Source organism: Microbulbifer maximicatervae (SeqCode), assembly GCF_052468295.1.
Map to the genome: position 1 here is coordinate 1,575,651 of NZ_CP174340.1, position 18,217 is coordinate 1,593,867.

The window sequence follows — 18,217 nt, forward strand, 5'->3', positions numbered from 1 at the left end:
AGTGGCATGGCTTACAAGATTGGTGAAGCAGCCAGGAGGGTGGGCTGCAAAGTGGAAACGGTTCGTTACTACGAGCAGGCAGGGCTACTGCCAGAGCCCGCTCGCTCAGAGGGTAATTTCCGGCTCTACTCAGAGTCTCACCTGGAACAACTGCGTTTTATTCGCCACTGTCGTTCTCTGGATATCCCCCTCGAGGATATTCGCAACCTGTTGAGATTAAAAGAGGCTCCATCGCAAAGCTGCACTGATATTGATAGCGTGGTTGATGATCAAATTCAAAGAGTCGAAAAACAACTGGAATCGCTCAAGCAGTTGCGAAAAAGCTTGGTAGATTTACGCAATCGATGTGAGGGTGGCCAGGCAATTAATGCCTGTGACATTATGCGGGAGCTGACAGATTGTAGCTGTCATGGCCATCCGGCAAATAATAATGAGTGTTAGTCGTAAATTTTGGGCCTTGTTTTGAGTAAGTGGCGTATAACTTTTATCGTATTATTTTGTATTGGTTTGTTGTTGGCCGTATGGGCATTTATCGTTGAGCCAGCAAGTTTCCGAATTAATGAAGATGATATTGTCGTAGATGCCTGGCCAAAGGAATGTAACGGGCTAAGGGTCGCGATACTTGCTGACCTGCATGTAGGTTCCCCTTACAAGGGGCGGAAGAGCTTACAAAACCTGGTTGAGGCTGTTAATAAAAGCCAACCCGACCTTATTCTCCTACCCGGTGACTTTGTTATTCAGGGGGTTGTTGGAGGTAAATTCGTTCCGCCGGAGGATGCAGCGGGAATCCTTAAAGAACTCAAGGCCCCGATGGGGGTGTTTGCCGTATTGGGAAATCATGATTGGTGGCTTGATGCAGCGCGGGTTGAGCAATCCCTTGAAAACCAGGGAATTTCAGTGCTTGAGGATAAGTCAGTAAGTCTGGTTAGTAGCGAATGTAAATTACGACTAGTGGGAATCAGTGATTTTTGGGAGGGGCCTCACGATGTTAAAAAAGCAATGCAGGGGATAGATGAAGGTGAGACGATATTGGCCTTCACTCATAATCCGGATATTTTCCCCGAACTGCCTGCGGAGCTGTCATTAACTATCGCCGGGCATACTCACGGGGGCCAGGTCTACTTGCCGTTTATTGGGCGGCCCATAGTACCTTCAAGTTACGGGCAGCGTTTTGCTATTGGGCATATTGTTGAAGGTGATAAACACCTCTATGTAAGCCCTGGGGTAGGGACCAGTATTTTGCCAGTACGTTTCCTGGTGCCACCAGAAGTAACTGTATTATCCATATTTGGTCCTTGAGGTTTGATCTCTCAATGATGGATTTGGGTAGGTGGTTTGGTAGGAATGGAGCGGGGACCTTCACATATAATTCCAGCCCAGATAAGAAATAACGGGTTGATACGATGATAACAGTCAAACGAAAAGTACTGTTCGGGGATTGTGATCCCGAGGGAATCGTATACACCCCAAGGTTCTCATCGTTTGCACTTGAGGCAACCCATGATGCAATGGCTGTTCTGCTTGAAGGGCCTGCTATCGCCAGAATGAAACAACTGGGTTTTCTTACACCTGTAAGAGCTTTTAATCTGGAATTTCTATCCCCTGTAACCTGGGATCAAGAATTAAGTATCCATGTTTCTGTTGCGGATATTGGTAATCACTCTTTTACGTTTCAAACGAAAGGCTTTTTGGATAATGGGATACTAGCGTTCACCGCTAATATTACCTATGTCACTCTGTCATCCCCTGAAAAGGAGAAGACCCCATTACCTGGCTATCTTAGAGAGGCCCTGCTGCGCGTCAGTTAGCTGCCAATTCATTGGCAAGTTATTAGAGTAGGATGCTTCCTAATTATCTTTTTGAAAGACCGTTGTCGGAATTCCCTTAGCACCAGCGTAAAAAATGATAAGTGTCGCCGGCTTGTCGCCTTCATTGCGCCCAAAATGCCACATATCGGTGACTTCAACGTAGGCTTTCCCCTCATCCAAAGTTAGGCTTTTATCCTGGTCAACGAGGGTAACTTTTAAAGTGCCTTCGGCAACATAGACGCTATTAGGTACGGGGTGTTTGTGCACTGGTAGCCGTGCGCCGGGCTCGATTGTCACACGCACCACAGAGAGCTCTGGCTGTCCTTTTGGATATTGGGGCAGGGTATTTCCGGCCCAATCCTTGGTCGATTCTACCAGTGTGTCAAATTTTACCCCCTGCATATTTTCCTGTAGATAACCCACCAAGGGGAGCAGTAGCAATAATACTAGGGCAGCCATAGGCTTCCAGGTGTTCATGGGCTGATTCCTTATCGCTCTAAGTAAGCAGCCGTCGCCATACCGCCGGCAGTGCAGACACCAATAATTGCCCGATGGGCGTCGCGCCGGCCCAGTTCTAATAGGGTTGAACCCAGATAGCGGATGCCCGACATACCGTAGGGGTGGCCGAGCGCAATAGCACCGCCATTAACATTGGTAATGTCCCAAGGGGTTTTGAGTTCAGCTTGGTTGTATAGGGTGGTTACGGCAAAAGCCTCATGTAGCTCCCAAAGGTCAATCATATCCTGGGTGAGTTGGTGGCGCTTCATAAGGCGACTGACCGCTGGCGCTACCGCAATACTCATCTCTTTTGGCGCTACCGCTCCCAGCTGCATACCGCGAAACAGCCCCAGAATAGGCAGGTTTCTCTGCGCTGCCAGTTCAGCATCCATCATGACGACCGCTGCGGCCCCATCGGATAACTGGGACGCATTACCGGGAGTTATCGTCCCTCCTGTGTTCACCGGTTCCAGCGCAGACAGGGCTTCCATGGTTGTGCCGGGGCGGGGGCCTTCATCTTCTGACAAGGTGACTTTCAGGCGATTGGTTTCGCCACTCTCCTTATCTTTCACTGCCATTACCGTATCAAACGGCGTGATTTCCTCGGCAAACTTTCCGGCCTTTTGAGCTTCGGCAACACGCTTTTGTGATTCAACCACATAGCGATCCTGATCTTCGCGACTGATGTTGTATTGATCGGCGACATAGTCGGCCGTTTGGATCATGGTCCACCAAACTGCCGGCACTTTCTTTTGTAAGGGCTCATAGACAAAATGGTTCAGGTTCAAGTTGAACTGCACCAGGCTGATACTCTCGACGCCACCGGCCACCCCAATTTGCATTTCGCCTGCGGCAATACGGTTGGCCACAATAGAAGCCGCATTGAGGCCAGAGCCGCAGTAGCGATTTATAGTAAAACCCGGCACTTGAGACCCAAAGCCGGCAAATAGTGCCGCGTTGCGCGCGACATTGTGCCCAGTAGCCCCCTCGGGTAAGCCGCACCCCAACACAACGTCTTCCACTTCCTGTGGCGTTAAACCCGCCTTATAAACCACCTCCCTCAGGACATGGGCAGCCATAGAAATACCGTGAGTTTCATTCAGCGCACCCCGCCTGGCTTTGGCAATGGCAGTTCGGCAATAGGCAACAACGGCGACATCTCTCATGGGTGTAGCTCACACGATCGGGGAGGGGATGTGTTTACATTAGATCAGATAGAGGGGCTTGCAGGAGGGAGGTGAGTTTGGAGCTGCTTTCAAGCGTAACCGCTCCAACGGGAGGGGTTGTTTTGGGCTAGATTCTCCTCAATTTTGGCAGCTAACACGTTGAGGGAGCCTGTAGTACCCATGATAATCTGCCATTCACAAAATAATAGTATGGCATCACAGTATTCTTCATGCGGAAACTTCCCTCGACTAACTTGCTGGTAACCTTTGATGCGGCCGCTCGGCACCTAAGCTTCAAGGACGCTGCACAAGAGCTTCATGTAACACCCTCCGCTGTTGGGCACCAGATACGAACGCTGGAGGCGGAGTTGCAAGCCAAGCTATTTATTCGTTTCAATCGAACTATTGAACTTACGGGTGTTGGTAGGGAATACCATCTGAAAATTGCCAAGGCACTGGAAGTGATTCGACGGGCAACTTTGGATTTACTTGCGCGGGATCAAAGTAAAACACTTACCATCCACAGTATTCCATTTCTGACCAATACAGTACTCGTCCCAAATATCAAATCCTTTAAAGCGCTATACCCCACAGTGTGTATTAGTATCGAGTCTCAAATCGCCCGCGCTAGCATAGACCCTGGCGAGCTGCAGGTTGCTATACGTTATGACAAGGAGTCGAATGATGATTTGTGTTACCGGGAGATCTCAAGGGTGCGAATTTCACCGGTTTGCGCGCCGGGTTACTTGAAGAACGATCGAGCAAATCAGATCCAATTGTCTACAGATAAGCTGGGTTGGCAAAGATGGTCGGCAGATTGGGGCTTATCAGTTGAATTCAATGAGACGCTGACTTGTGATGGCTTACAACCCGTACTCGAGATGGCCGAGCAAGGGTTGGGAGTCGCAATGGGATACTTTCCCGCACTAACGCCTAAAGTCAGATCTGGAGAGCTTGAACTACTCTACCCTGAAAAATTCAGTGAGCTGGCTCCTTTGTATCTTGCCTTTAGCAAGTCATTGGAGGGTAACGAAATTATTGAAGGATTTGTTCGCTGGTTTATAGAAGTTGTCCATTCCCTAGAAGGTTAATCACCTAGCTTTATTTTCCCAGACAAGATTTTCTTGCCTGAGCCTAAGGAAAAACCCATTTGTCGCAGTGTTGTCACTTCCCTAGGATTATCTGATTGAGTATCTAAAGTAATCAGGTGGCCAGAGTATGATATCGGCAGTTATAGATGGCTTTGTGCCGAGTTTGCTTAAAAGTCAAACCCTTAAAGGGTACGCAGCTCACTCAAGAGATGGTATTCAGTTTATGGATTTGGGCTCTTGTGTGATTCGCTATCGAAAGATAGGGCGAGGCAGCCGTGTAATTGTTTTTGAAGCAGATCCGCCAGTTGTTATTGAGCATTATGACTATCTTGTAAGCCAAGTTCCAAGTGATTTCACCGTTGTAATATTTGAACCACCTGGCTTTGGTTTTTCCATTCCTTCAACGAGTCTTGATTATAACTTTGCATCTTTGGTTAGCCTTACCGAGGTGTTTTTACAAAACCTTGCCCTTGGATGTGTGACGCTTGTTGCTCCATGCGTACTCGGCTTTGGAGCAATTGCACTTGCGTACAAGCGCCCAGATTTGCTTGACCACATAGTGCTATCTCAAGTACCGAGCTGGGGAGAAATGTTGAGATGGAAGGAGGGGAGAGATCCACGAGGATTGCTGAGCAAGCCAATTTTAAGTCAGCTGTTGCTAAAAGCTCTGAAACGTAAGCGAACACTTGCCTGGTTTGAAGCTGCGCTAGGGAGGAGTGAGCTGATCACACCGTTTAATGAATTGGCCCAACAAGCCTACCAACATGGAGCAACTTTTAATCTGGCGTCAGCTTTTCAACGATTATTAGTCGGCGAATCTCCTTTGCAGGGTACTCTTTTCTCCAAACCCTTAACAGTGAGAGCCTTATTTCTTTGGGGGGAGCGGGACCTTTCTCATAGATGTACTTGTAAGCATTCAAGTTTGAATATGATCCCGGAGGCCTCTCTACTACGCATAGCAGAAGCTGGACATTTCCCTGAGCTGGAGGCTCCGGATGTGGTGCTGGGTCCTCTCATAAATTTTGTATTAGACCAAGATATGGAGGTCTCAAGTAATGATTGAAGAATGTCGAATAGTAACTCAGGATGGCCTATCTCTCGGGGCAACGCTATTTTCACCAAAAGGTCTGCCTAAAGCGGGGGTAATCATAAATTCGGCTACTGCGGTCAAGCAGGGCTATTATGCTGAATTTGCAAAATTCCTGGCTAAGAATGGCTACTTGGTAGTGACCTATGACTATCGAGGTATAGGTAAGTCTGCGGTTGCCAATCAACGAGACTCTCGACTATCTATGAGCTCGTGGGGAGAGTACGATTTGGCCGCTGTTATCGATTGGTCTACTAGCCAATACAAAACGCTAACCTGGCATTGTGTGGGGCATAGTGTAGGGGGCCAAATTATTGGCTTCGCAGATAACAATACCCAACTTGCCAGTGTCTACTGTGTATCCTCCCAAAGCGGGTATTGGGGTCACTGGGGATTGCGTCAGAGGCCCAAAATATTGTTTGCATGGTTCGCTATGATTCCGCTCTTATCAAATATTTTGGGGCAGGTTCCAGGCCTTTTCCTCGGAGGTGAGAGTTTACCCGCAGGTATTGCTCGGCAGTGGGCCTACTGGGGGCGCCATAAAGACTATATTGTCGACCAGAGAGGTAGGCCCGTACGAGATGGCTTCTCCCGTCTAGAGTGCAATATGAAGTTTCTATACATAGATGATGATATAGATTTTGCTCCACTGCAGGCTGTGAAGGCTCTCAAGGCGTTCTATTGTAATGCAAATACTGAAATGCAGATTGTGAATGCTAAAGCCGTGGATACAAAGCCAATAGGTCATTTTGGTTTCTTCAAGGCGCGCTACGAAGATAGTTTGTGGAGGGACACTTTAGGTTGGTTGAATGCTGCGGCTTGAGCATCTAGGGGGACCATTTCTATTTTGATTTGGAAGTCGCCCCACTCGTCATACTATTTACTCTTATGTATCAGGTCCTGCTGGTTAGTCTTGGGTTTTCTTCTTAGAGTGGGTTTTGATGACTGAAAAACTTAAATTTGCGAAGGAAAATACAGTGCGTGCGGGACAATATAGGCATAGATGCCGGCTGAAAGCTTATAAACACCTATTCACAGCGCGTTTTGAGACCACTGTATTCTCCCGTCCTTTTCAGTTGCGAAAGAGTTGCCGATAATGGTCGTTAAGAATCTAAAGAAAGTTATTGCCGTACTTTTGACTGCGCTCTATTGCGGCCAGCCCTCAAGCGGTATGGCTTATCGTGATAGGGCATTTATAGTTGAGAGCAGAAATGTAAATGAAACACCAGAATACTTAATGGAAATAGGTCTTTCCAATAGTGTATTGCCTAGACCAACTGACTGGTGGTCAGGTGAAAATACATGTAATTACCATGGGGTTAATGCGGGCAGATGTGCACCAGAAGGAATCTCCCAGTGGATTCTTACTATGAACGATACGAATAGGGCTAATGAAAGTATCTCTAGTGTTGCGGTACATGGTAATTCAAAAATAAAAAACTACAGGCTTTTTGAACTTCATTCAAAATACAAGGGTGAAGATGTAAGGTGCCTTAAAAAATTTAAATATATGTGTCCTGCATATGTTATTTATTACACAGATGCCCAGCGAGAGGGGACGAAACTATCGGTGATGGACGGGAAGATTTATGACTCTACTGGTGAGCTTTTTGATACTAGGCGTGCACAACAGGCAGAAGATTATAATGGTAGAGCCGCTATCTATGTTATGGATAAGAATGGGAATATATATTCAAGTTACTTTTACCCAAAGCCAGTCTTTGCTCATTCGACGTTTCTGGCAGGAGATAGTGTTGCAGCAGCGGGTGAGATCGTGGCGGAGGGTGGAAAGATAGTTTTCGTTAACACTTGTTCTGGTCATTATCGGCCTACTCCAGTTGCCATTGATCAACTTCGTGCCCAGTTATTGTTGTTAGGATATACGGATATAAGCTTTAGTACTTCGACTGAATGTAGATGGCGGTGAAGGTTGTTTAGCGTATAGTTTTATTTTTGTCTAACTATATTCGAGTATATCTGGAGTGCGGCGATGTGGGTTTTCTAGGCGATTTGCAAGTTTCTTAAGCTATGTGAGCCTTGTTTTTGGCGTTTACAGCTATGTTTTTTTGTGCATACCTCGTGGTTATCTTGAATCGATTTTTATAGATGTTATGTGGCAATAGCGCTTTCTCGTTCTATACTATCGGCAGTGATCTCCCTACTGGGAAGAGCCTGCAATGAAAAAAGTAAAACCTTTTCGTAAGCTTGGGGCTCAGGAGGCACTTTTTGTAGAGTTGACCGAAAAGTCAAACGGTGCGGTTCAACTGGCTGTCTTTTTCAGGGCATATAAGTCTCTCGGCGTCGAAGAATTGCTAAAGGGAATGGAATACCTCCATAACCTGCACCCAATGCTCCGTTCTCGTATAGAAAAAAATCATCATGCTTATTGGTTCTGTGATGTAGCTTTTAAGGCGATACCTTTTGAAATAAAGCATGGTGCATTGCCTTTAAATTATCAGGAAGAGTTCAAGCGATTAGGAAGTAAAGTTCTTAAGCTAGATAAGTATACTTATCGTTTCACGGTTTATGTGAGTGAGGATGAAGAAGTAAAGTGGATTGCTTTTATGGTAAGCCATGCTGCCATGGATGGACGCTCCTTATTACTCTTGGTTAGAGATTTGGATCGGTACTTGAGAGGGGGGCGGAAGATAAATTCTCTGCTTCGATAATGCAAAAATCGGTGGTGGATTATGTTAGTTCCATAAAGCATCTTAAAAAAAGAAAGTCGGCAGTTGGTGACGAAAATGATGTTTCTTCAAAGTGGCCTGTAGAGCAGGCAGTAAACGCTTCCCTTCGAAAGGGATGTTCTATGTATCGTGTCCTCCCCAAAAAATTATGCTCCCATTTACACTTACTTTCAAAGCATGGGAATGTTCAGGTTACCTCTATTTATAATGCCATTGCTGTTATCGCTGCCCGGTCATTACCAGGTTTCCGCTCAACAACAGAGTTAATGTTACCTATAAATGCACAGTACTTGTGTAAACGCCAGATAGATCGAGATGTTATCGGGGAATGTACAACTGTATTAACTATATCCTTATCCTCAGATGAAACTAGTCTCGACTTGTTAGATCTCGCGCGTTTAATTCAAAGAAAAGTCTATTTGCAGTTGAGAAGTGGGCATTTTTTTAAACCTCCACTTGTGCCCGATTACAGCCTTGTTGAGATCGAACATTTGGCTAAAGCTTCTAGTGCTGCAAAAGATTACTTTCCATCTGGGATTTGCGTATCCAATGTAGGGGATATAGGTGAGTATACGGGCCCTTTGACGTTCTTTGACTTTGGTGTGGTTATGACCGTTCAAACACATGGAGAGCACCCCATAATGCTAGTGACTTGTACAATAGATGGAGAAGGCGTGTTCGTTTTTGGATATTGCGAACCGCTAGTTAGCAAAGAAAGTGCTCTAAAGTATGTAGAAAAATATATGAAGACACTAAGAGACTTTTCCGAGAGCAATGATTTACATATAAGTTAGTGATCTGCGAGGGATACTGTGAGATTACAAGATCTACCCACAATATCTATATTGAGATCAGAATAGGTCAACACTTGTGTTTTACTGCTTAAGCTATCCTCTTCATTAGTCTGGAAGCATCAGTTTTCAAAATAATTCAGGAGGCCTGAATGTTGAATGAAGATGTTAGCAGTGGTGGTAGTGGACCGGGTGTTGCGGTAGTAAGCGATATCTATATAGGGGGCATGTGCTTGCACAGTATTTGATCCTGCTGGTCCTAATGTGTCAATATTTGTGACGCTTTCGCTACGAATTGTGCGACTTTTTTTAATCTAGTTGGATTGTATCTGTACCATGGAATACTGATGGTGGTAGTAGGTTGCTTTGGAGGGCTTCCATATACTCTGTTAATAGTGCGATATAATTACTTTAGAAAAAAGATTGAGTTATGGGCAAAATCAAATAACGTAGAAATTTTAAGTATAGAAAATAACAACCTAATCAAGAGTAAGTTGATTTGGAAGGTGTCCGATATTCAAGATGTATTTTATTTGCAGGGGCGCGATGAAGAATATTGGGTGGCATGTGGGTCATGGTTTTGGGGGCGTTCAAGCGTGAGTTGAAAGTACATAGAGAGTCTAACGGGAGTTTAAGGCTAGTTGCTTCCTGGTGAATACAATATTTGACTAAAGGGAGTGGTTTATCCTAAATGATAAATCCAGGACACCAAAAGACTAGAGATGAGAGCTCGTTATATTATTGTTACCGGTATCGAGGGATGTTTCCCTTCAAGTCAGGGCAAAGGTATGGTAAAAAATTAAAAAACCTAGTTGTGTGATGGAACCCATTAGGTTCGATAAACGCTGCAAGGAGAAGTAACTAGAGGTTGGGGTGATAGTTAACAGTCGCTGAGGAAATGGATTGATATTTATGAACCTTAATAGGCTCTTATTGTTTTGTTATTGGTTGGTCATATTCTTAATGGTTGTGTTGATTGATTTAACAAATGTTATTGCACATGTGTATTCACTGTTTTTTGATTCAGAGAATGAAAAGGCAATCAACTCAATTCAGATGGGGTGCAAGGTCGGATTTGTAGTTGTTGCTTATCATTTGTTTGTATTTGTTAGGCGGAGAATATTGAGCGGCGTTGACAGTAAGTGAAAGTTCATGAAGGTCCTGAAAGATATCATCAATAAGTAGGTGGAAAGAGAACTCATTACCTATGGCGCCGAGATCTATAAGGTTTGTGTGAGTCTCGTGGTTATCTAGAATCGATTGTTATAAATGTTTCAAGGGTATAGCGCTTTCTCGTTCTATACTATTGACAGTGATCTCCCGACTGGGAAGAGCCTGCAATGAAAAATACAAAACCTTTTCGTGAGCTTGGAGCTCAGGAAGCACTCTCTGTAGAGTTGACTGAAAAGTCAAATGGCGCAGTTCAACTAGCAGTCTTCTTCAGGGTATGTAATTCTCTCGGTATCGAAGAATTACTAAAGGGAATGGAATACCTCCATAACCTGCACCCAATGCTCCGCTCTCGTATAGAAAAAAATGTTCATGCCTATTGGTTCTGTGATGTGGGGTTTGAAACTATTCCTTTTGAAATAAAGCATGATGCAATGCCTTTAAATTATCAGGAAGAGTTCAGGCGCTTAGGAAGTAAAGTTCTTGAGCTGGATAAATATGTGTATCGTTTCACGGTTTATATGAATGAGCAGGAAGAAGTAAAGTGGATTGCTTTTATGGTAAGCCATGCTGCCATGGATGGACGCTCCTTATTAATCTTGGTTAGAGATTTGGATCGGTTCTTGAGAGGGGGTTCAGGAAGTAAACCCTCTGCTTCGATCATGCAAAAATCGGTGGTGGAGTATGTTAGTTCCATAAAACACCTTAAAAAAAGACAATCGGCAGTTGGTGGCGGAAATGACGTTTCTCCAAAGTGGCCAGTAGAGCAGGCAGCAAACGCCTCCCTTAGAATGGGATGTTCTATGTACCGTGTCCTCCCTAAAAAATTATGTTCCTATTTACATTTAATTTCAAAGCGTGAGAATGTTCAGGTTACCTCTATTTATAATGCCATTGCTGTTATTGCTGCCCAGTCATTACCAAGTTTTCGCTCAACAACAGAGTTAACGTTACCTATAAATGCACAATATTTGTGTAAACGCCAGATAGATCGAGATGTTATCGGGGAATGTACAACTGTATTAACTATATCCTTATCCTCAGATGAAACTAGTCTCGACTTATTAAACCTCGCACGTTTAATTCAAAGAAAAGTTTATTTGCAATTGCGAAATGGGCATTTTTTTAAACCTCCACTTGTGCCTGATTACAGCCTTGATGAGATCAAACATTTGGCTAAAAATTCTAGTGCTGAGAAAGACTATTTCCCCTCTGGGATTTGTGTATCCAATGTAGGGGATATCAGTGAGTATACAGGCTCCTTAATGTTCTTTGACTTTGGTGTGGCTATGACTGTTCAAACACATGGAGAACACCCAATAATGCTAGTGACTTGTACAATAGATGGAGAAGGGGTGTTTGTTTTCGGGCATTGTGAACCGCTAGTTAGCAAAGAAAGTGCTTTAAAGTATGTAGAAAAATATATGAAGACACTAAGAGAGTTTTCCGAGAGCAGTGATCTTTATGCAAGTTAGCGATCGTAGGGCATAACTCGATTTTAGTAAACAGGGTGTGGGTACAATCGTCATATTCAAGCGAGCGCCTATAGATTCTTACGCTCCACCACCAATTTGAAGTAATTTAGGGCTGCCAACTACCCTTGTGCGATGACGCACAAAGGGTTTGATATAAACCGCAAGGAGAAGTAACTAGATATTATGTGGGGTTACGTCTGGCAGAAAGGTAGTGCCGACAATCGCTTATGCTGTATATCTGTTGAGGCAGAACTGGGGACAGGATTAATACTCTTGATCTTAAAGTGGTCAAAGCTCAGATTTCATATTATGAAGTTCATATTTTTTGTTACAGGGAAACTGACGCCGGCAGGCAAGTAATTACTGCGCCAAACTCTTTGGCTTGCCCAATAGGAAATGAATCAATCGGGGGGCTAATGTTACATAGAGTCCTGCTCTGTAATGACCCGCCCGATACATAAATGAAGGCATCATTATTACCTCTCAGGCAGGTTTGACCTCTAATTGCCAAAGGTAGTGACAGTTTGCCATCTACTTATCAAAATCATTCCCTGGGTGTTGGGTTAGCTCTTCTCGGCGGAGTGCTGATGGGGTGTCTTGGTATTGCCGGAAAGCTGGGTTCTGGTGCAGGCCTTAGCCCATTTCTGCTATTGGCTGCACAGGTCATATTACTTGCTCCATTGTCGGGTATGTTTCTTCTGATGCGACAAGGGGTGGCGGGGATAAGGCCGGTGAATCCTCAGATCCTTGTCCTTCGCTCCATATCAGGTTTTGTCTATTTTGCTGCCTTTTACTGGGCGGTCAAGGGAATACCCATCGCAGATGCGCTGGTGCTGGAAAGCACGAATCCATTCTTTGCCATGTTGATGGCCCGAGTATTCCTCGGTCACCGGGTTAGTATCGCCACTATCTTTCTTGCGATACTGGCATTCTTGGGAGTATGCCTCATTTTGATCCAGCACAGTGTTCAGGGCATTTTCAATCCCTATTCACTCCTTGCGTTGCTGGCGGGAGTAGCGCGTGCAGCGGGTAGTATCACAACCGGTGTCGCAGGCCGGACGGAACCACCTGAGCGCATCATGTTCTATTTCGCTGTTGGGATGTTGGTCTTTAGCTTATCTATTGTATTCTGGGAGGGGGCGAAGGTAGAGACATCGTCGCTATGGATTCTCGCGATTCCAGCGCTGCTGTTTGTTCCACAGAATCTTGCTTACACGATCGCTAATCGTGTTGCACCTGCTTACCTCGTTGGGGCACTGTTTTACAGTGCGATCCTCGTCGGTGTGTTAGCTGATCGTTTTATGTTTGACACAGAATTCGGTATCCGTGGTGTGATAGGCATGGGTATTACGGTTGCCGCTGGTCTTGGGTTGGCTTGGTTGCGGGCGAAAGAGCTCAAAGAGTAACTTGGTGCTCAGTACTCCAGCGTCAATCAAGTGCCTAAATACTCAAAAGTCTTTGAAAAATTTGGTGGGTTAGAGAGCGGTTGTTTACTGGGCCACTTTTCTCAATGACAGAGGCCTCTCCAGAGCTTCAACTTGTTACCTTTTTCGCCTGGTAAATCGCTAAGTCAGCTATTAGACGATAGGAGTTTTCGGAGTAGCCGCCACTGGTTACGGTGACCATAGGCACATCCAGCGATTGAATCTGGTCAACCAGCCATTGGTCCCTTTTTCTGGCCCCATCGATACTGACCTGGAGCCCCCCCAGCTTGTCCTGGGCAATAATATCTGTGCCTGCATTGTAGATAACCAATTTAGGCAGCGGACTCTGCTTAATGAAGTCCGAAAATTCCGACTCCAACCGACTGAGGTAACCTTTAGTATCTGTTCCTTGCTTTAGGGGGACTAAAAATGGCCAGCGAGATTCCTGCTCATCGGGGTGCAAGCCGGGGTAGGCTTGCATATTGTACATATCAAAGATATGTATATTGGGGTCCTCCATGGCCCAGTCAGCAAACCCATTCCCTCTATGGGCATCAAGGTCAATTACCCAGATATTGTCATCTGGTGAGAGCAGGTGCTGTTTGCGGGCACGATTAATAGCAATGGCTACATCGGCGAAAGCACAGAACCCCTCACCGTGACCAGCAAATGCGTGGTGATAGCCTCCACCGAGATTTAAGGTAGAGGCTTTCTTACTCAAGGCTTCCTGTACCGCCAAGCAAGTGCCTTCAGCTGCAAAGCGCATTGGCTTCATGAAATATCTATTTAATACGCCTGCGGGCAGCAAGCGCAGTAGCGGCATCTCTATAACGCGAGCCAGTGTTTTCGATTGATGTAAGCTATCTAAATAGGGCTGCGTATGTACAGATAATAGCCAGTCTTGACTAAGAGGCTCTGAAACAACTCTTAACTCAATGTTCGCTTCTGACTCGGCATTAATCAGTGCCAATGCTTTCTCATATTTACAGCCATCAAAAGGATGCAAGCTGGAAAGCAGCGGCAAGCTGATGTTGTAATTTGGCGAGTAGAATAGCGGTAGGCTCATGAGGTTATCTGGCTTCGAATTTGTAGCGCATAAGCTAACACATCATTGGGTGTCCACATATCAATATGATTACCAAAAAAGCGTAACTGGAAGAGAATACGATGAATAGGACTTGCTGCCCAGTCACTGATTTTGATTCCTCCTTTTCCAGGTGATGCGAACCCTGAGCCAGTCTCAAGTAACCAGGCAACGACCGTCGAGCAATTCTGGTCCTTCATATTGTAATGCTTCTGCTCGCCCTTGAAGTTTTCCCAGGCTTCAATCATTTTTGTTTCATTCAGCCCATCGATAAGAATGTTCTGATCCGCATCACCACCCTCGAGACGTCTATCAACTCGATAACCACTTGGAAAGGAAGGGCTGTGAGATCGGCCGATTTTAAAGTCCTTTTTCCCTGCCGCTGAAGAAGGCCAGTAGCTGATATAGGTGTTATCAATGGTGATGGAAGCATGTCCGACATTCCCGGTCTTTTGCTTCCAGACATGAACAGTAATAGCCATCGCGATCTCCTTATTGCGTAGTGGCTTCTAAATTCAAAACTCAATGAAGAAAGGACAGTTAGTTCAGTGACTAATTTTATTTAGGCGGGAGGTTAGCATACTTGTATCTGGGTACGTAGTTTCAAGCAATTACACTGAGCTGTTGCCGTATTATTCTACCGATCCAGTAGTCATTGTGTGAAGAAACAGTAGTTTTGAGTTTTTTATTCGACCAGGTTTTGCTATTGGTCGATAAATAGGTGAATAGCACTTCTTTATCTTTGTAGCTTCTGGAGGTCTAATAGTTGTGTGATAAAAATAGAGAGCAAAATTCTCTATTTTTATCACAGCTAGTTTTACTTTTTATGAATGAATCAATTGGCGCTATTTGAGTGGTAAATCATCGCTTGCCAAACATTCTGCTTGCCGCCGCCGTAACTATCAATTGTAGGGTTCTTGATATATGACCAAGCGACTTTACCGTTGCCCATGAAGACAGGTTCGTCAAGTCCGCCCCAACCAAAATTCGTCAGCTTTACAGGGCCTTCCAATACATTTAGGTCTGCATCAATTTCCATAACATAGTAGGCTCTCGGAACAAGCATCCGCATTGCCCCATTTTTAGCGGAACTCCGGTTATAAGAAAGGTTGTCGGAAATACACTGAAATTGCGCATAGCCAAATAGGTAACGTCCATTTTTCAAGTCGATAAGTTGTGGATTACTGATTTGACAGTCGGGCTCTTCTACAAGCCATTTAAAGCCTTCCCCCTCGATACTTCCTTCACCATCCACTTTAGCAATACCAATGCGAGTCAGGGATGAGGATTCCAGAGCATCCCCACTGCGTAGCCCCTGTCTTGAAATGGTTGGATTATCGCTGTTTGACATGTAGGAAAAGAAGCAGTTCGTATCATCGGATGAGCATTGCTGGTCAAAAGGCCCTTCAGTGCTGGTATCAATGCCGTATTCGCTTTGCAGGAAGCGATTCATTTCCTCATCATCAATGTACTTGGGGGAGACGATGAGAGATAAGTTAGTATCTTCATCCACAGGGACTACAGTATGTCCACCTCCGTTAGAGAAAAATGCATTGTCGGAGGGGATCAGGTAATTGTAGTAACCTTCAAATCTACTGGTAGAGGAAATATCCTCCATCTTGATGGCAATAGTGTTTAATCCGCGCGATTGACTATATTGACCGCCATCGCTAGTGCAAATTGCTCCATATTTTTCGGTACCAGGATTATAAAATGCCCGGATGTTCAAGACATGACCGTAGCCGCAAAGCCAATACCAGCCTCTGTTATTACTGCCACTCATATTTAAGGACCAGTTATCGCGATCAATAACAGTCATTCCAGCAGAATAGTGGGAGCCACCATAGCTGCTATCAAAAACCCGAGCAGTTACTGAGAAGGCGTAGCTGGTGCGGCCTTGGCTATCATTCTCGACATAGATAAGCTCTTGGGCTCCGGCGTGGCCACCACCGTGCATCTTGGTTACAACGTAGGCCGCAGGCTTCTCGCTAAGCGCTAAGCTATCCCACTCCATTAGCCAGATCTGATCATTATATTTATAGCCATTCTCGCGAATATACTCGACCATAGCGTTATAGTCGGCATCAGAGAGTTGATCGACTATATAAGCCATCTCCTCTTGCATTTCGTTACCTTTAATTGTCTTAAAGGTCGGGGAGTCGCCGAAGTCAGTCTCGGGGAAATTTTCTTTTAGTCCAGGTAGGAAGTCCTCGAACTTCAGTGCGGGGTGGTCCGTAAAATAGCCAATGTATTGACTGTGATTGGTAGATATCATCAGGCCGATATCCCTTTCAATACGTCCGTCAATAGCACTGATATTATTTTCCATCTTCATCCAGTCGCTACCGTATTGCTCAACCAGATCCCCTTGTACGTCATAGCGCTCGTTTGCCTGGTATTCGGTGTTGCACAAGACGGCAACCCGTGAGCAATCAGCGCTAGCTGCGATACCATGGGCTTCGTAGCATTGTTTTAGAATTGTGGTATTGCCGGTTTGGTCGAAGCTTAGAGTTTCAGGATTATATTGCAGCTCATAAACAGTGCCATAAGTGGTTTCATCTTCTCCACTACCTTCGCTAAGGGTTTTGGAAACAAACATCCTGGGTCTATCAGTGTCGGTTGCGCAAGCTGTGGTGTAACTTCGCATGGGCACAGACTGTAGATTGTCATCCTGATTACTATCTGTTCTGGCTATATAGTGTGGGAGTCCATGGACTTCTTCGGCATTGGTTTGGCCATTCGGCAATGTGATATCCCGGGAAGTAATCTGTGCAAACCCCAGATCTGCCGTTTCTATATCGCCAACAGTCACGGTACCAGGTTCGTTGTCTGGAAGGGTCCCCGATCCGCTATCCCCAGAGCCGCTACCACTACCTGAACCGCCTCCATCTCCAGAGCCTTGGCCCCCGCCATTGTCGCCAGATGATTGGGCCGGGTCCGAATCTGAAGAAGAGCCTCCACCTCCTCCACATGAAGCCAGTATGACTGTAAATGCCAGCGCCAAAGTTTTCTTGCTGAATAGCTTGCTCATAAGTTTGCCCGTAAATGTGCGATTGGAATCGATTGTTATCTGTGAAATTGTCGACAAAATCTCACTTTTTAGTTATTAGAATTGGGAGCGCCATTCTAGTTCTCTTGATCTACCTTTCTGTGGATTACTTAATAATTTCTCTAAAGGGACATTATTTTGATAGGAAATCTGGTGAAGTCCCTCTGTTTGAGCATCTGAAGAAGCTTTACGTGGAATCACTAGAATTTTTGTCGAAGATCAAGTAGGGCGACTGTTATCTTAATTGGAATTGCTGGTCCTATAGTTTTTACCAATGATGCTGGCTAGCTCTTTGATAAGGTTTTCAAGAGTGAAAGGGTAGGGGGTTAATCTGTTGCTGGAATAAATTCCATTAAAGTTGGTGCGGCTGGAGATAAATGTACTAAAAGGTTTGAACTAAGTTGCAGCGTGCGCAGGGGAGGGAGCATCGGCAATAGCCTGCGCTAAGATATCAGCATTTATTGAAGCAAATATAAGTTTGTTGTACTGCTCCCACTATCTCACAAAGTCTTCGCAAAGCCTCAAAGAATTCCGATTCAGAAATGGTCAGTGCCTGGTTGATATAGTGGCTGTGCAGAGATAGGCGCTGAGCTCTCGGCAACACGGCGCTCTTTTCGGAGGCCTACATGTTGTCTATCCTGTGTGTAAAATCCAATATGACTATTTTCGTAACTATATTTTAATGGACTTCCATCTTTAAAATTTCAATTCCCTGCTGGCGAGTTTAACGCGGGTGGCAGTCTTTCCTAATTTGACAGTAGAGATTGTCAATGGCTAAAAATAATCTTTTCCACTTTAAGTACATAATGTTTGGTAGGTATGCATTAGGGGTAAATACCAATCATTGTGTTACTAATATCCTATAAAGATGGTTCAGTCGCGTAATC

The 18,217-nt window shown here is 45.0% G+C and carries 16 protein-coding genes; 11 read left to right on the plus strand and 5 right to left on the minus strand.

The window, feature by feature from the left end; translation table 11 throughout:
- Nucleotides 1–6 precede the first annotated feature (6 nt).
- The 3 genes from cadR (at nucleotide 7) to ACJJIQ_RS07240 (ending at nucleotide 1,808) form a co-directional block, all read left to right on the plus strand.
- A complete protein-coding gene (gene cadR / locus ACJJIQ_RS07230) occupies nucleotides 7–441 on the plus strand; it encodes a Cd(II)/Pb(II)-responsive transcriptional regulator (protein ID WP_444897465.1) in 435 nt (144 codons plus the stop codon).
- Nucleotides 442–462: 21 nt separating this feature from the next.
- A complete protein-coding gene (locus ACJJIQ_RS07235; protein WP_445364157.1) occupies nucleotides 463–1,299 on the plus strand; it encodes a metallophosphoesterase in 837 nt (278 codons plus the stop codon).
- Between the two features lie 104 nt (nucleotides 1,300–1,403).
- Nucleotides 1,404–1,808 carry an acyl-CoA thioesterase gene (locus tag ACJJIQ_RS07240; RefSeq protein ID WP_444908170.1) on the plus strand — a complete coding sequence of 135 codons (405 nt, stop codon included), beginning with the start codon at nucleotides 1,404–1,406 and terminating at the stop codon, nucleotides 1,806–1,808.
- 39 nt (nucleotides 1,809–1,847) lie between these two features.
- On the opposite strand, the gene ACJJIQ_RS07245 is transcribed toward ACJJIQ_RS07240, so the two are convergent.
- A complete protein-coding gene (locus tag ACJJIQ_RS07245; protein WP_445364158.1) occupies nucleotides 1,848–2,285 on the minus strand; it encodes a cupin domain-containing protein in 438 nt (145 codons plus the stop codon).
- Nucleotides 2,286–2,296: 11 nt separating this feature from the next.
- Nucleotides 2,297–3,472, minus strand: coding sequence for a thiolase family protein (locus ACJJIQ_RS07250; protein ID WP_444908172.1), 1,176 nt, complete (start codon nucleotides 3,470–3,472; stop codon nucleotides 2,297–2,299).
- Nucleotides 3,473–3,702: 230 nt separating this feature from the next.
- Between ACJJIQ_RS07250 and ACJJIQ_RS07255 the strand changes: the two genes are divergently transcribed.
- From ACJJIQ_RS07255 to ACJJIQ_RS07290, 8 genes are all read left to right on the plus strand, one after another.
- The gene (locus ACJJIQ_RS07255) at nucleotides 3,703–4,563 is read left to right on the plus strand and encodes a LysR substrate-binding domain-containing protein (RefSeq protein ID WP_445364159.1); all 861 of its coding nucleotides are present in this window, start codon (nucleotides 3,703–3,705) and stop codon (nucleotides 4,561–4,563) included.
- Nucleotides 4,564–4,690: 127 nt separating this feature from the next.
- Complete coding sequence (locus tag ACJJIQ_RS07260) at nucleotides 4,691–5,626, plus strand: alpha/beta fold hydrolase (RefSeq protein WP_444917261.1); 936 nt, start codon at nucleotides 4,691–4,693, stop codon at nucleotides 5,624–5,626.
- A complete protein-coding gene (locus tag ACJJIQ_RS07265; RefSeq protein ID WP_445364160.1) occupies nucleotides 5,619–6,473 on the plus strand; it encodes an alpha/beta hydrolase family protein in 855 nt (284 codons plus the stop codon). The genes ACJJIQ_RS07260 and ACJJIQ_RS07265 overlap by 8 nt, the downstream gene beginning before the upstream one ends.
- A gap of 273 nt (nucleotides 6,474–6,746) precedes the next feature.
- Nucleotides 6,747–7,577 (plus strand): IQM protein middle domain-containing protein, encoded by an 831-nt coding sequence (locus ACJJIQ_RS07270; RefSeq protein WP_445364161.1) that lies wholly within the window; start codon nucleotides 6,747–6,749, stop codon nucleotides 7,575–7,577.
- Between the two features lie 250 nt (nucleotides 7,578–7,827).
- Nucleotides 7,828–8,319, plus strand: coding sequence for a hypothetical protein (locus tag ACJJIQ_RS07275; protein ID WP_445364162.1), 492 nt, complete (start codon nucleotides 7,828–7,830; stop codon nucleotides 8,317–8,319).
- Nucleotides 8,319–9,131 (plus strand): hypothetical protein, encoded by an 813-nt coding sequence (locus tag ACJJIQ_RS07280; RefSeq protein ID WP_445364163.1) that lies wholly within the window; start codon nucleotides 8,319–8,321, stop codon nucleotides 9,129–9,131. Before ACJJIQ_RS07275 ends, ACJJIQ_RS07280 begins: the two co-directional genes overlap by 1 nt.
- Nucleotides 9,132–10,468: 1,337 nt before the next feature.
- A complete protein-coding gene (locus ACJJIQ_RS07285; protein WP_445364164.1) occupies nucleotides 10,469–11,773 on the plus strand; it encodes a condensation domain-containing protein in 1,305 nt (434 codons plus the stop codon).
- 524 nt (nucleotides 11,774–12,297) lie between these two features.
- A complete protein-coding gene (locus ACJJIQ_RS07290) occupies nucleotides 12,298–13,179 on the plus strand; it encodes a DMT family transporter (RefSeq protein WP_444927953.1) in 882 nt (293 codons plus the stop codon).
- A gap of 127 nt (nucleotides 13,180–13,306) precedes the next feature.
- On the opposite strand, the gene ACJJIQ_RS07295 is transcribed toward ACJJIQ_RS07290, so the two are convergent.
- The 3 genes from ACJJIQ_RS07295 to ACJJIQ_RS07305 form a co-directional block, all read right to left on the minus strand.
- On the minus strand, nucleotides 13,307–14,263 hold the full coding sequence (locus ACJJIQ_RS07295) for a histone deacetylase family protein (RefSeq protein ID WP_445364165.1): 957 nt from the start codon (nucleotides 14,261–14,263) through the stop codon (nucleotides 13,307–13,309).
- A complete protein-coding gene (locus tag ACJJIQ_RS07300; RefSeq protein ID WP_444927951.1) occupies nucleotides 14,260–14,763 on the minus strand; it encodes a hypothetical protein in 504 nt (167 codons plus the stop codon). Before ACJJIQ_RS07300 ends, ACJJIQ_RS07295 begins: the two co-directional genes overlap by 4 nt.
- 353 nt (nucleotides 14,764–15,116) lie before the next feature.
- On the minus strand, nucleotides 15,117–17,312 hold the full coding sequence (locus ACJJIQ_RS07305; protein WP_445364166.1) for a hypothetical protein: 2,196 nt from the start codon (nucleotides 17,310–17,312) through the stop codon (nucleotides 15,117–15,119).
- Between the last annotated feature and the right edge of the window lie 905 nt (nucleotides 17,313–18,217).

Bases quoted from the DNA above. Each gene is read 5' to 3' on its own strand.
- cadR (WP_444897465.1), top strand. From the start codon at position 7: ATGGCTTACAAGATTGGTGAAGCAGCCAGGAGGGTGGGCTGCAAAGTG.
- ACJJIQ_RS07245 (WP_445364158.1), bottom strand. From the start codon at position 2,285: ATGAACACCTGGAAGCCTATGGCTGCCCTAGTATTATTGCTACTGCTC.
- ACJJIQ_RS07275 (WP_445364162.1), top strand. From the start codon at position 7,828: ATGAAAAAAGTAAAACCTTTTCGTAAGCTTGGGGCTCAGGAGGCACTT.
- ACJJIQ_RS07265 (WP_445364160.1), top strand. From the start codon at position 5,619: ATGATTGAAGAATGTCGAATAGTAACTCAGGATGGCCTATCTCTCGGG.
- ACJJIQ_RS07280 (WP_445364163.1), top strand. From the start codon at position 8,319: ATGCAAAAATCGGTGGTGGATTATGTTAGTTCCATAAAGCATCTTAAA.
- ACJJIQ_RS07250 (WP_444908172.1), bottom strand. From the start codon at position 3,472: ATGAGAGATGTCGCCGTTGTTGCCTATTGCCGAACTGCCATTGCCAAA.
- ACJJIQ_RS07260 (WP_444917261.1), top strand. From the start codon at position 4,691: ATGATATCGGCAGTTATAGATGGCTTTGTGCCGAGTTTGCTTAAAAGT.
- ACJJIQ_RS07295 (WP_445364165.1), bottom strand. From the start codon at position 14,263: ATGAGCCTACCGCTATTCTACTCGCCAAATTACAACATCAGCTTGCCG.
- ACJJIQ_RS07305 (WP_445364166.1), bottom strand. From the start codon at position 17,312: ATGAGCAAGCTATTCAGCAAGAAAACTTTGGCGCTGGCATTTACAGTC.
- ACJJIQ_RS07240 (WP_444908170.1), top strand. From the start codon at position 1,404: ATGATAACAGTCAAACGAAAAGTACTGTTCGGGGATTGTGATCCCGAG.
- ACJJIQ_RS07255 (WP_445364159.1), top strand. From the start codon at position 3,703: ATGCGGAAACTTCCCTCGACTAACTTGCTGGTAACCTTTGATGCGGCC.
- ACJJIQ_RS07285 (WP_445364164.1), top strand. From the start codon at position 10,469: ATGAAAAATACAAAACCTTTTCGTGAGCTTGGAGCTCAGGAAGCACTC.
- ACJJIQ_RS07300 (WP_444927951.1), bottom strand. From the start codon at position 14,763: ATGGCTATTACTGTTCATGTCTGGAAGCAAAAGACCGGGAATGTCGGA.
- ACJJIQ_RS07270 (WP_445364161.1), top strand. From the start codon at position 6,747: ATGGTCGTTAAGAATCTAAAGAAAGTTATTGCCGTACTTTTGACTGCG.